Below are 13,793 nucleotides of genomic sequence, written 5' to 3'. Positions count from 1 at the left end.
AGAGTGTTGCCGCCCCCGACCAATCGTGCGGCGGGGGGACCGGGGGGTGCAACCCCCCGCCCCGTGAGGAACTAGGAAGATTTCTACAGAGCTGAAATAATCTATTTCCCGGCCCTCACACCCCCTCCATCTGCTCTGCCGGACAGACATTGCAGATCGAGAAGGGGACGTCCTCCTCTTTGTCCCTGATCGGGCAGAGGAACTTCTCCCCCCGGCGCTCCACCACGAACCCGCCAGGGAAGGGGGTGCCGACCGGGTGGCCTGGGCCGCCCTCGACAAAGATCGCATATCCGGTGACCAGATAATAGAAGAAGGTGTGACGTGGCCCTCCGAGACCGAAATCAGTCTCAGGATCCTTTTTGAGACACCCGTCAGGCACGAGGGCGACGAACTTCTCGAAACGCTCGCGGTCAGGGACCGCCTCGTTCATCCGCTCGAACTCCCCGCTCCTGTACGCCTTCATCGCCCGGTGGTAGGCCCCGAAGAGCTGCGCCTCGAAGTACGGGCGGACGCGGCTCCGGTAGGGTTCGGGAAGGGGGTCGACCTCTCGTTTCATCCCGCCGCCGATGGCCTGGAGGTCGAAGAGGGAGTACCTCTTCAGCTCCTCGGCGATCGCCTCGCCGAGTTGCCCTCGCGTCCTGCAGGCGGCGAAGCGGGCGACGGCGGCATGGATGAGATCGGCGGCGTCTGGCATCAGGATCAGTTGGGCGCACGAGAAGATGAGGGGTGCGGGTCGTCATAGGTGCCCCTGACCCGCCTGGGCAGGATGAGCGCCTGGAAGGTCTCGGCAAAGTAGCGGTCGGTCATCCCCGCGATGAAGTCCCGCACCTTCTCGCCCTCGCTTGCGGAGGTGCGGTAGGTCTCTGAGACCCAGGGGGCGTCGAGGTAGTCGGTGTAAATGAGAGAGTCGGTCCGCCCGGCGTCGAGGTCGGCGGCGAAGTGGTCGAAGAGGGTGACGAACATCCTCCTGATCTTCTCCTGCTGGGCGGTGAGCCGCGGGTCCTGGTAGATGTGCTCGATGCTGAACGCCTGCATCCTGGTCACCGCCCCGGCGGCCTCGCGGGAGAAGGCGATCTCCGCCGTCCCGAAACTCTCGGCGACGAGGTCTTTGATGAGGGTGTCGATGACCGTCCAGTTGATCATCTGATAGTCCTCGACCCCGAGAGATTCATGACAGATCGCCGCAAGGTCCTCGTCGTCTTTTTTGATCACCCCGACCTCGATCGCGTCCTGGAGGTCGCGGCCCAGGTAGGCAATGACGTCGGCGGCCCTGACCACGCACCCTTCCATCGTGGCCGGGAGGACCGGGGCGTCTCCCCCCTTCTGGATCTGTTCGCACTTGGCGGCGAGCGCCGCCGCGGTGAGGCTCCCGGTCGGGCTGAGGCGGCGGACGAACCGTTCACCGTCGTGACAGAGGACGCCGTCCAGAGTCTGGAGGGTGAGGTCCAGGTCTTCGATGACGTCGAGGGACTGGATGCTCTGGAGGTTGTGCTTGAAGACCCCGATCCCCTCGCGCCTGCAGATCTCGTCGAGGCACTCCTCCCCCTTGTGCCCGAACGGGACATGCCCGATGTCGTGAGCAAGGGCGATCGCCTCGATCAGGTCCTCGTTGAGTCCGAGGGCCCGGCCGATGGTGCGCCCGATCTTCGAGACGAGTTGCACGTGGAGGACGCGGTGGGTGATGTGGTCGTTGTCGATGAGGAAGAAGACCTGGGTCTTGTCGATGTAGCGGGTGTAGGCCTTGGAGTGGAGGATGCGGTCGGCGTCGCGGGAGAAGGGGGGGCGGATGACCGGCTCTTCTGGTCTCCTGGGCTGGAGTTTTTTGCGGAAGGCACTCGAGTTCCTGGCGGCGTACGGGGAGGCGGTCTCCTCGATCGCGGCCTGGCGTGTCCGGATCTTTTCGAGGATTGCAGGGGATAATTCCATCTGGTTCATGGTGATCTCATGCAGACCGGTATTTGGGGTTTTCGGGCGCGGCGGGAGAGATGATCTCACGGTTCTTGGGGGATGAGAACGCCGCGCCTCGTCACTCCCTGTCGGAGAGCCCCATCAGGAGAATTTCGACAATAGGTTTTGTAGAACCTCTCGCGAATCGTGGAGAGAATGTGTGTCCCCCGCCTTCTCACATCTTCATGCTGGGGGCGCTGCCCCCGGACCCCAGGGAGCACGATAGGACTGGAGGGCGGAATCGATGAACTCGAAGAGAGGTGTGCCGTCCTCGATCGATCGTGTGGCGAGGGGTTTGGGGGCGGCGAGCCCCTCGCCAAAGAAAACCATCAAGACGATTTCTACAGAGCCCATTGTCATAATTTTCTCTCCCCTCATTGGGGGAGAACCTCCCCCGGTCATGCCCGATCGAATACATTATGTATACTACCGTATACATTTGTGATACATGCTCGAACGCCTCATCCCCTCGAAGACGCGGGTGAAACTTCTCACCCTCTTCCTCATGAACCCAGGCCGCGATATGTACCTCCGCGAGGTCCAGCGCCTCACCGGCGAGAACCTCAACGCCGTCAGGCGCGAACTGGCCAACCTTGAGGAGTTCGGACTCCTCACCAGCACGAGGAAGGGAAACGCGCATTATTATATGGTCGACCGCACATTCCCTCTCTATGAGGAGTTGACCGCCATCATCCTCAAGACCGAGGGGGTGGCAAAGGTCATCACCGAGCGCCTCGACGGGATCGGGGTGATCGACCGGATGTTCATCTACGGCTCTTTCGCCCGCGGGGAGGCGGGTGCGGAGAGCGACATCGACCTCTTCATTGTCGGGCATGTGGACGAAGGGCGCCTGATCGTCGCGGTCCAGGAGGTCGAGGAGGCGCTCGGGAGAGAGATCAACTATGCCCTCTTCACGCCAGAGGAGATGGAGGAGCGGATCGCCAGAGACGATCCTTTTGTGACTCATGTCCTCAGAGGGCCGAAGGTGATGCTGATTGGAGACGCTTGAAGGACTGCGACGCCGACGGGTCATCAAAAAGTTCAGGCCTGAACCAGGGACAGTGGAGAATGCCATGGACCTTGCACGACGGGACGTGGCGGTCGCCGGCACCATGCTCGGGGGCAACAGCGATTGGGCCTACTCCATCGCCTACAATGCCATGCTCCAGGCCGGGCGGGCGTTAATGTTCTCGAAGGGCTATCGGCCTTCCGGCGCAAACCAGCACATCGCGGTGGTCAGGTTCGTCGGACTTTTCCTTGACCCTGAGGTCGTGATCGCCTTCGACCGGATGCGGCGAAAACGGCACATCACGGTCTATGACATGGCAGGCATCGTCTCAGAGCAGGAGGCGGAGCACGCGGTCGCCCGTGCAGAGGGGTTCCTGGACCTCATCGAGGGGCATCTCGCGTCAGGGTGAATAACCCTGGACTGCTTCGGCTCTGTAGGGCGCATTATGATGGCTCTCAATACCAGGGGTTTGGTCGTTCGAACCTCGTCGATCTTCTTGAACTCGCGCTCGCTCGTACCTCTCAGACCCGTGCAAAATCGATAGGTCGAGGAGGGCAACACTTTCGTCACAGTCGTTGATTCTGCCTTCCTGTCTTCACCGTGGTCTCGGGGGTCCGGGGGCAGCGCCCCCGGCGTGAAGGTGTGGGAAGGCGCGATGATCGGGTGGGCCACCCCAGATCGTAGACTCTTTCCTGTCATCTCGCACCGGGGGTTGCGCCCCCGGACCCCCCGGACAGAGGATAGATGGTGGCGGCAGGTGAGTGGTGGTCCCCCGTGGTCTCCTGCGCTAATGGGGGAAGATCCACGCACCCTGGGGATCCACGATCATGTTCATCCCGTATGTGTGAACCAGGGGTTCATGCCTGATTCTACAAAGCCCACACATCAGCGATCCATGGAAGGTCGAACCTCTTCCTATCGCCGAGAGTGATTCCCTGTCCTCTCGCACTCGCGTTCGCTCGTCCCTTCAGACCCGTGCAAAATCGATATGGCCGAGGTACGGGTCGGTGCGTGTCAGGCGGACGCGGACCGTTTTTCCGACATAGAGCCCGTGCTCGCCCTCCATCACCCGCCCTTCGACCGGCGGGGAGACGAGCCTGGCATAGGTCCCTTTCTCAGAGGCCCCGGTGACGATCGCATCAAATGTCTCCCCTATCCGGTCCTGGAGCAGCACTGCGGCCGCTGCCTTGTGCACGAACCGCTCCACCTTCTCGGCCGCCCTCTCGCGATCGCTCAGCCATGCGGCAAGATAGTCAAGGTCGTCGCGGGAGTACGGGCACGCCTCCCCGCGGAGGGCCGCCTTCACCTGGCGCTGGATGACGAGATCGACGTAGCGCCGGTTCGGGGCTGTGCCGTGGGTGTAGTCGGTGACCGCGAGCCCGAAGTGGCCGTACGGGGGGTCGCCCGGGGTGAAGGCCAGATAGATCCCGTGCCCGATGAGTTTCACGATCGTCAGCGAGAGGTCGGGGAAGCCTTCGGGGTCGGCCTTCTTCTGCCTCGAAACGAACTTCGAGAGGGCCTTCGAGTTGGGCCTCTTCGGGAGGCGCCACCCGTATTCGGCGGCGGTCGCCACGATCCCGTGCCAGTCTTTCGGGGTGAGCACGACCCGCTGGATCATCGGGACGCCGGCCCTCTCCAGAAATGCGACCGTCGCCTGATTGGCCCCGATCATGAACTCCTCGATGAGGCGCCGCGCCGCATTCTGCCGCGGGACGACGAACCCGCTCACCCGCCCCTCCTCCATCACCGGCGTGGCCTCGATGGTCTCGAGGTCGAGCGCCCCGTGCTCGAACCGGTAGTTTCGCAGCCGTCGCGCCGCTTCGTCCTGGAGGAGGAGTTGCTCTTTGAGCCCCGGACGGTCGGCGACGGCCGCAGGGGGGTCGCCGACGCCGTCCAGCCAGTCGCCGACCTCCTCGTAGATCAGTTTTGCCTTGTTGGCCACGAGCGCCCTGTACATCCTGCCAGGTCTGGTGCTCCCGTCCCTCTGCACGGTGTACTCGACGACGACCGCGAGACGGGGCGGGCCAGGGAGCAAGGAGGTGATCCCGTGGGAGAGGCGCTCAGGGAGCATGGAGAAGGTCTCGACCCCGGTGTAGACCGAGGTGGCGTTATGAGCGGCGTGCCGGTCGGTCGCCGACCCCGCCGGCACCGCGGCGTCCACGTCGGCGATCGCCACCCTGACCAGGATCCCGCCGCGGCGAGTGCGTTCGCAGTGCTCGATCTGGTCGAGGTCCATGGAGTCGACATTGTCGATGGACGACCAGAGGAGGGACGAGAGGTCGGGGACGTCGTCGGGGGCGGCCGGCGTCTCGATCATGCCGACCTCGCGCTCGACGCCCATGGAGAATTCCGGAGAGAACCCGTAGTCCGCCATGGCTCCCCGTGCGATCGCCTCCAGGTCGATGGGTGCGTGTTCGTGCATTGTTGGATGAAGAAGCGATCTTTCCTGGAGCATAATTACTTTCTGGCACACCTCCTGGGGGGCGCCTGAGAAAAAAAAAGGTGAGAGCCCGGCGCCGTCGCATCCGCGACCGCGCTCAGGTCTCCCTGGTTCAGGCAGACGTGGTTTCGTTTGCCTGGGAGATGGACACTGTCCATGGGGTCGGGTTCTCGCCGGCGATGACGCTCAGGAGGTACGTCCCTGACTCAGGGACGGTGAGGTTCCTGGAGGTCTCCGTGGACAGCACCCCAAATTCGGTCTGGACATGAGTCTGGTCTGTGTCCATGAGGAAACTGCCATTCTCGTACCTCATGAGGTACAGCGGGGAGGCTTCTCCGGTCTCGTTCCGCTCGAAGAGGTACTGCCCCTCCTCAAGGTAGAGTGCCTGCGGCACTTCGGTCCCGTTGCCGGTGAGGTTCAGCGGCGCCTTCAGGGTTTCGCCACCTGCATACTTCGAGGCCTCGGCGGTCCATGCGCCGGTCCCTGTGATGTTCAGCAGGTATTCGTCCTTCTGTGGGATCTCGAAGACGACCGATCCGTTGTACGGGGCGGTCATGGAAAACTCGTTGCTCTCGCCACATTCCTGCGAGACATTCGCGAAGGTGATCTCCATCTCCTGGGCCTCTGCGGCGTGGAAGGAGACGAGGAGAACCCCGGCGTCAAGAGAGAGCGTGGCGTTGGGGTTGGACGAGGAGAGTGCAACAGGGAGCGCACCGGCGGGGGCGGCAGGGGTGGCGGTCGTCGTGGTCGTGGTCGTCGTCGTTGCCGGGGCCGTCGGCACCGGGGTCGGTGTGGCGGGGGTCGTCCCTTCTTCTGTGCAGCCGCATGCAAGCACCATGCCTGCGAAAAGAAGTGCGATCAAGAAAATCTTTTTCATGCGCAGATTTTGCGTGCCGTGGGGAAATATTTTTTTCTTTGGCTCTGGAGGGCCGGGCACGTCTCTCCGGCGTGTGCATGCCCTGGATGAGGACTTCAATAGAAGAGTGGGATGACGATGGGGAGATTTTCGCTTTTTTTGGGCCCTGTAGGAGTTCTCACGGTGGCCATCTCTGCGTGGGACACTCGCCCCCCGTCGAAGAGGACCACCAGGAGGGTCTCTACAGAACCAAAGTTTCGATCGTCTCGGCCGCCGCGACCTGGCGCTCGACCTGCCCTGTGTATTTTCTTCGCACCTGGTTCGCACCTGGAATAAAACGCACATGCCGTCTCTGATCAGTCGACCAGGCATGTGTGCCAGGTTTCCCCCTCTCATTCGCACGTTCCCACCCTACACCCGGCCGCCATGGGTGCCGGGTGTTCCCTGGATCGTGTGCGAATTACCTGGGGGAACTGTACACACTTCTCTCTCTGTACTCCTGTACCAAAATCCCGTCAGGACTAAGGTTCTTTCCGGGCCGCCATCTTCGCGCCCGCCAGGTGCGAACCAGGCGCGAAGGTGGAAAGGTCGGGGTCGTCATCGATCCAGACGTCCCCCTTCGCCATCCACTCGCGGTAGATCCGGGAGTCGAACGAGAAATAATGTTCACGGCGTTTCATCTCGATCCCGTAACGTTCTTCGGCCACCGTGGCATCGATGAGACTCACCGCCGGGCACGTGTCCAGGATCCCGGTATAGGTTATCTTGGTGTTGTTGTAGCCGTGGAGCAGGCGGTAAGTCTGGTGGTACGAGAGCCCGAGGGCGTCCTGCAGTTGCCTGACAGTGAAGACCTCAAGCCCCATCGCGGCGATCGACTCCAGAGCCGCCGCCTCCCTTCTGGTCTGCTTCGTCTCCTGCCCGCCGACCTCGCTGTTGATCGCAAGAAACACCCGCCTGGCTGTGTCGAAGTCCTCGCGGGTGGCGATGAGGCTCCCGTCCTCGTCCCTCTCCCGCTGAAAGCGGTTGAGGAGGGCGGCGGCCTTGATCAGGTCGAAGAGCATCGCCGGGTTGCGGCGGTTCCTGGCCGACTGAAAGGCGATCTGCCGTGCGAACGGGATGCGGACATAGACGGTCTCCTCCTTGAGCACCTCCCAGAGGGCGCGGCAGACATGGACGTCCTCGTCCTGCTCCCGCTCGCGGCGGCGCTCGGCCTCGGCCTCTTTCATGTGGCCGAGCACTTTCTGGTCCTGCTCGTGCGAGTCGTCGATCCAGACGGTGAGCATCCGGTTCATCACCTGGTCGTCGCCGACATTCTCCACCCGTGCAAGCCACCAGACGCAGCGCTCAGGGATGGTGCAGACCCGTAGCCGCCGGTCGGTGGTGAGGGTCCGGTGCTCGATGGGTTCCCTGAACCTGGAGGTGGCGCTCTTCAGGACTTCCTGGAGGTCTTCGGAGAGGGCGACGTCGTCGAAGAGGAAGACGGTGCCTGGCCGCAGGTCGTCCTGGTAGTAGAGCGCCTTGTCAGAGACGGTGCCCTTGATCTTGAAGGCCTCGGGGATGAGGTCGAGCATGGTCTCGCAGGTGTGGGTCTTGCCTTTCCCTGAGATCCCTGAGATCGCGACATGCAGTCCGTTCGTGTTCTCGACCGACTGGGAGGCGACCGAGAGGGCGAGGCACTCGGCGACGATGTGGTCGCCGACATGGTCCTGGTGGAAGGTGTCGAGGAGAAAGCCGAGGGGGTCGCCGCGGGTGAGGACTTTCATCGCCCGCGCCCTGACTGAGAGGGATTCGGGCGCTCCGGTGTCCTGGGTCTGGGGCGTGCCGCTTTTCGTTCCCGGCGGGGGCCTGGTCGGGAGGAGGGCGGCGACCTTCTTGAGATGGTCGGCATCGACGACCGCCACGTGCTCAGGGGCCGAGAGGATCTCTGCCCACCGATGCGGGCGTTCGGGCGTCGAGTCCCCTTTTCGTGAGTAGGTGCCGTAGAGTTTCCAGATCCGGCCGGCATTGAAGTTCGCCGTGTCGACGGTGACGACGTCGTCTGAAAACAGGGCGTCGAGTGCGGCGAGCACCCCTTTCACGAGTGCGGTCGCCGCCTCGTCATTCGGGAGGTCGATCCGATAGAGGAGATGGGCACCATTGCCAGAGTCGGCCTTGATCGGATCGGAGAAGCCCTGTGTCCTGAGCCATCCGGCGATCTCGTCTGCCCGTGTAAGTGCCGCCTCGTGTTCCTCATCGGTGGACGACACCCCGCTCGGCCGGACCGGGTCGAGGTCGACGGGCACCCAGCGTCGGCGGAGGATGTCGGCGTCGGCGGTGGTGGGGTCAGAACGCGTGAGGCGCATCTTCACGCGGTTTGCCCGCCTCGCGAGGAGGGCTGGGTCCACGGGGTTCAGGGTGACATAGATCCCCCTGTTCTCGGGGTCGGCGTCCAGGGCCTCGGCGGCGTTCGTCAATTTTGCATAATCGTCGAAGTAGCCCGAGTGCGTGAACCGGTCGGCAAGGGCGCGGAGTTCCACCACTCCTCCTTCAGGGAAGAGGGTGGCAAGGGCGCGGGCGATCGGGGAGGTCGACGGGGTGTCGGCCGTAGTCTTTGAACCGGTGTTGGCGCACGTTTCAGTCCGGGGGCTGCCGGTTGTTTTTTTCTTTCGATGCATGAGGGTGAATGGGCGAGCGGGGTTTTAAGGTTGCCTTATGGGGGGGTCGGGGGGTCGCCGGGATGGTTGGTGGGAAGGCATGAGATCGATGGGTGCAAGGACAAGGGTCACGGATGATCATACGTGCCGTCCCACCAGAAGGATGAAGAAATTTTTGTCACGCTCTCTCGCCGGGAGGAGACCCCCCGGACCCCTACGGTGAAGATGGACGGGGGAGGTGACGATGCAGTGATCCCGTTCGCCGCCCCTTCATAAAGAGCGTGATCTGCGGCATCTCGGTCGGACATGTGAGGCATGACACGACACCAGGTATACTATTTTGCCCTTCATCCATCTGACCTTGAATCATAGATTATTGATATGTTATAAATTCGGAACGTATTTATCCAAAAAGGAAAATGATATTATAATTAATTTGGACAAATTTCTGGACAATTTTTTCTTATTCCTCTCTGAAAAAGTAGGAATTGACCTTACCTGGCTAAAATAGAGGTGAACACGTTGAAAATAAAAATCATGACTATTGTAACAGTGCTTCTCTTTTGTCTATGCATATTCGGTTCTGCTCAATCATCTGATATGTCAGATGCCGGGAATAATGATACAGCTTTTGTTTCCGAAAACGATCCTGCACTGGTATCGACCATTGCGGTGAATGAAACTTCCGGTGTCGTGCCGTTTACGATGAATTTCACCGGGGGTTCAGTCGGGTATACTGCCGATCTCTGGCAATGGTTCCTGGATGATGCTACGGTTCCTGGAACGGAACAATATTTCAGTCATACCTTCACCGTTCCGGGGACGTATGTGATAACCCTTAATGCCACAAACACCAGCACTTCGGTTTTCAATACCACGTCCCTTACGATCGTCGCTGAAGAAAACAGCTCTGACCGTCTCCTGTCAGAATCATCCTCTTCTGATACCCTGAAGATGACCAGTACTCTCTCCATTACCCATCCGGCACTCTGGAGTGTCTCCCCCATTCCGGGGAGCGGGAACTATAGCAATATCTCCCGCATTCCCGAAATCCGCGATGGCGATACCATCCGCATCTGGGGTGCTGAGGGCCACACCTATGAGGACGACATCACCATAAGAGAATCAAATGTTACCGTAGAACAATGGGAAGGATCTCCGGTTCGTCCGCTGATTGCCGCTAAAACAGATGGAACGTCAACACTAACCATACAGATGGTCAATAATGTCACCTTACGTGGCCTGGACATCTCAAATAACCATCATTCCCCTGACTGGGGTGGCGGGGTCTATGTCAGGGCTGCCACGCTGACCATTGAAGACAGCATCATAGATAACAACACCGCCAGTCTCCGGGGTGGCGGGGTGTATGTCTTTGAGGGCAGCACGCTCACCATCAGAGACACCGCCATACACAACAACACCGCCACTGACCTTGGCGGCGGGGTCTGTGCAGAATCCGCCACCCTTACCATTGAAAACGCCATGGTAAACAATAACACGGCCAATTACGGTGGCGGAGTCTATGTCCAGGATGCCACGGCAACCATCGGAAACACCACCATACACAACAACACAGCTGGTGAGTTTGGCGCCGGGGTCTATGGCTGTAATGCCGGTCTCACCATCGGAAACACCACCCTGAGTAACAACACAGCCGCACAAAGTGGTGGCGGGGTGTATATTTTTCAGGACAGTACTCTCACTATCAGGGACACCACCATATGCGACAACGAAGCCGAAAATAATTATGGCGGCGGGGTCTCTGTCTCTGGTGGCACACTGGCCATCGGAGACACCACCATACACGATAACAAAGCCCAGGGTAGTGGCGGCGGGGTCTATGTAGGATCTGCCACCCTTTCCATTGAAAACGCCACCATATACAACAATAAAGCCAGTTCCGGCGGCGGGGTCTATGCCGGTTCTGCCACATCAGCCATTGAAAAGACCACCATATACAACAACAAAGCGACAGGTGATTATGGCGGCGGGGTCTCTGTCTTGGGTGGTACGCTGACCATCGGAAATGCCACCATACATGACAATACAGCCTCTGATGGCGGCGGGGTCTCTGTCTCTGGTGGAACGCTGGTCATCGGGGACACCACCATACACGACAACACAGCTGATTACGGCGGCGGGGTCTATGCATATGACAGCAGACTGACACTCAGAAACAATCTCTTCAGCAATGAGAATAATTTCGAAGCATATACCCGATCAGCATATGACTGGCATGCGGTCTTTAACCGGACCCTGCTTCTGAAAGACAACATTGCCGGCGGGCCCTACTGCGGGGGAAATGTCTGGGCCAGTCCGGCAGGCACCGGCTTTTCAGATACTGCCAGGGATGCCAATTTCGATGGCATCTGTGATGAAAACATCACTTTTTATGAATTCAGTTTAGGCGCCATCCACCCTGTCGTCGGCACCGACGAACTTCCCCTGGTGTATAACCGTTCCCGCGGGACACTGACCATTGCAACAGATCCTGCCGGAGCAATCCTTTTTGTGGATAAAAAAGATATCAGCCGCACCACAGATGCACCGGCCGCCCTCTACCTTCCGACAGGAGAACACACAATTCTCGCAAAGAAGGATAATCTGGTCAATACCACCCGGGTGACCGTCAGTGCAGGAGAGAAACGTGCCCTTGCTCTTATGCTTGAGGAGGCGGAGATTATTCCTGTCATCTCTGCCAGTCCCGGACAGGGTCTCGCGCCATTACACGTCGTCTTCAATGGCAGTGCAACAGGAAATATTGAAGCAGACAGATGGAACTGGACTTTTTATGACGGCAAAGCCGCCTCACAGAATACCACGCACACCTTCAGCCAGGTCGGAATCTATTCGGTTGTGCTGAATGCCACCAACAGTATCACCGGATTCTCAAACGAGACCTCCCGGAAGATAACAGTCTTAATGTCTGAACCTGTTCTGGCACTCTCTCCCGACTCAGGAGAGGCACCTCTGTCCATAGCGCTGAATGTCTCGTGCAGGGACGAACCAACTGCATGGAACCTCTCCCTTGGGGACGGCAGGCGGATCGATGCGACCACTCCGGACGGAATCAACCGGACGGTCACCTACCCGCAGGCAGGTGAGTATACGCTTACCCTGAACGTATCTGCGAACGGGTGCTCGAACGAAACGTCACAGGCGATAACCGTCTTGATGCCTGAACCTGTTCTCTCCGTTTCACCTGATAGCGGAACAGCACCACTGGATCTCATCATCCGGGCAGGGTCACGGGGCGGAAAGCCGACGGCATGGAACCTCTCTCTGGGTGACGGCAGGTGGGTGAATGCGACCACTTCGGATGATCTCAATCGCACCGTCACCTACCCGCAGGCAGGTGAGTATACGCTTACCCTGAACGTATCTGCGAACGGGTGCTCGAACGAAACATCGCAGACAATAGCAGTCTCGATGCCTGAACCGGTTCTCTCGGTTTCACCGAAAGCAGGACCGGCACCACTGGGTGTCAGGATAGAAGCATATTCACCCGGAGAGCCGACGGCATGGAACCTCTCTCTGGGTGACGGCAGGTGGATCAATGAGACCACTTCGGAGGATCTCAATCGCACCGTCACCTGCCCGCAGGCCGGCGACTATACCCTCACCCTGAACGTGTCGGCGAACGGGTATTCCAACGAGACCTCGCAGGCTATATCTGTCTCGATGCCGGAACCGACCCTCTCGCTCTCACCGGGAAGAGGGCCGGCCCCGCTGGATGTCCGGATTCAGGCACATTCATTCGGAGAGCCAACCGCATGGAACCTCTCTCTGGGAGACGGCAGGTGGATCAACGAGACCAGTTCGGATGATCTCAATCGCACCGTCACCTACCCGCAGGCCGGCGACTATACCCTCTATCTGAACGTATCGGCGAACGGGTACTCCAACGAGACCTCGCAGGCGATATCTGTCTCGATGCCTGAACCGACCATCTCGCTCTCACCTCAAACAGGAACGGCCCCGCTGGGTGTCAGCATGGAAGTGTATTCATCAGGACAGCCGACCGCATGGAACTTCTCGTTTGGCAATGGCACGTGGATCAATGCGACCGGTCCGGATGAGATCAACCGGACGATTATCTACCCGGAGGTTGGCGACTATACCCTCTATCTGAACGTATCGGCGAACGGGTATTCCAACGAGAGATCAGAGGTGATAACGGTCTCACCGGTTTCGTCAAAAGGATCCGGAGATGCGTCCCATACCGACGTTCGTTCGGTATCGGATCTGAGAAAAGGCGATCGAACCTCTCTGACATTTACCCACACCGCAGTGACAAAAGCAACAATTCTCCCTGCGGCGGATATCCAGGATCTGATGATCACCGTCGAGAAGAGATCAGGGCCGGGAAACGGCATAGTGCCTCCTGGTGCACAGATTTACCAGTATGATCTCGTGAACCTGTACAAAGCCGATGCCCGGGATGTCGCCGAGATCACCTATACATTCAGCATCCCGAGAGACTGGCTTGCCGCACGAAACGCCCTGCCGTCACTGTGGCGGTATGATGCACCCGCAGGAATGTGGACAGAGTATGCTGCAGAGATCACCGGCGATGACACCCGGGGAGTCATGTGTGAGGCGACCTGTCCGGGCACCGGGTGGATCGCTCTGGGCGGTGTGGCCGTTGACACGCCGGTTGCCGGAGAACAGACGACACCTGACGTTCCCCTTACACCGGGAGATCCGGGATCGGGATCTGCCGCTGAAGAAACAACGCCGATGCCTGAAGCAACCGCCTCACCGCTCGGGTATGCAGGTATACTCATCGGCCCTGGAGCAGCGGCACTTCTCCGGCGAAAAATGAGAGGAGAGTGAACGCCGGGCTTTGTAGAAGTGCTCCGGGTGACTTTTTTTGCGGGGTGCTGGCCACCCCCCGGTGTAAGG

The 13,793-nt window shown here is 59.9% G+C and carries 8 protein-coding genes and 1 pseudogene; 3 read left to right on the top strand and 6 right to left on the bottom strand.

From position 1 onward, the window contains the following. Nucleotides 1-115: 115 nt before the first annotated feature. From J2129_RS09980 to J2129_RS09970, 3 genes are all read right to left on the bottom strand, one after another. Entirely contained in the window at nucleotides 116-694 is a 579-nt protein-coding gene (locus J2129_RS09980; protein ID WP_245320727.1) for a DUF2115 domain-containing protein, read from the bottom strand. A gap of 5 nt (nucleotides 695-699) precedes the next feature. After that, the gene (locus J2129_RS09975) at nucleotides 700-1,935 is read right to left on the bottom strand and encodes an HD domain-containing protein (RefSeq protein ID WP_245320725.1); all 1,236 of its coding nucleotides are present in this window, start codon (nucleotides 1,933-1,935) and stop codon (nucleotides 700-702) included. A gap of 195 nt (nucleotides 1,936-2,130) precedes the next feature. Next, nucleotides 2,131-2,301, bottom strand: coding sequence for a hypothetical protein (locus tag J2129_RS09970; RefSeq protein ID WP_209630721.1), 171 nt, complete (start codon nucleotides 2,299-2,301; stop codon nucleotides 2,131-2,133). Nucleotides 2,302-2,395: 94 nt separating this feature from the next. Between J2129_RS09970 and J2129_RS09965 the strand changes: the two genes are divergently transcribed. Both J2129_RS09965 and J2129_RS09960 read left to right on the top strand, forming a co-directional pair. After that, on the top strand, nucleotides 2,396-2,956 hold the full coding sequence (locus tag J2129_RS09965) for a nucleotidyltransferase domain-containing protein (protein WP_209630720.1): 561 nt from the start codon (nucleotides 2,396-2,398) through the stop codon (nucleotides 2,954-2,956). Then, nucleotides 2,943-3,365, top strand: coding sequence for a HEPN domain-containing protein (locus J2129_RS09960; RefSeq protein ID WP_209630719.1), 423 nt, complete (start codon nucleotides 2,943-2,945; stop codon nucleotides 3,363-3,365). The genes J2129_RS09965 and J2129_RS09960 overlap by 14 nt, the downstream gene beginning before the upstream one ends. A 558-nt stretch (nucleotides 3,366-3,923) precedes the next feature. On the opposite strand, the gene J2129_RS09955 is transcribed toward J2129_RS09960, so the two are convergent. The 3 genes and pseudogenes from J2129_RS09955 to J2129_RS09945 all read right to left on the bottom strand — a co-directional run. After that, nucleotides 3,924-5,378 (bottom strand): RNB domain-containing ribonuclease, encoded by a 1,455-nt coding sequence (locus tag J2129_RS09955; RefSeq protein ID WP_209630718.1) that lies wholly within the window; start codon nucleotides 5,376-5,378, stop codon nucleotides 3,924-3,926. A gap of 130 nt (nucleotides 5,379-5,508) precedes the next feature. Next, on the bottom strand, nucleotides 5,509-6,273 hold the full coding sequence (locus tag J2129_RS09950) for a hypothetical protein (RefSeq protein ID WP_209630717.1): 765 nt from the start codon (nucleotides 6,271-6,273) through the stop codon (nucleotides 5,509-5,511). A 575-nt stretch (nucleotides 6,274-6,848) separates the two neighbouring features. Further along, nucleotides 6,849-8,810: pseudogene (locus J2129_RS09945) on the bottom strand (hypothetical protein); the annotation flags it as partial. A gap of 597 nt (nucleotides 8,811-9,407) precedes the next feature. On the opposite strand from J2129_RS09945, the gene J2129_RS09940 reads away from it, so the two are divergent. Continuing rightward, nucleotides 9,408-13,724, top strand: coding sequence for a PKD domain-containing protein (locus J2129_RS09940; protein ID WP_209630715.1), 4,317 nt, complete (start codon nucleotides 9,408-9,410; stop codon nucleotides 13,722-13,724). Nucleotides 13,725-13,793: the final 69 nt, after the last annotated feature.

Origin of the sequence: Methanofollis sp. W23 (genome assembly GCF_017875325.1) — an archaeon.
GTDB lineage: Archaea > Halobacteriota > Methanomicrobia > Methanomicrobiales > Methanofollaceae > Methanofollis.
Note: the sequence above shows the minus strand (reverse complement) of the source record. Positions and strands in the feature narration are given on the sequence as shown.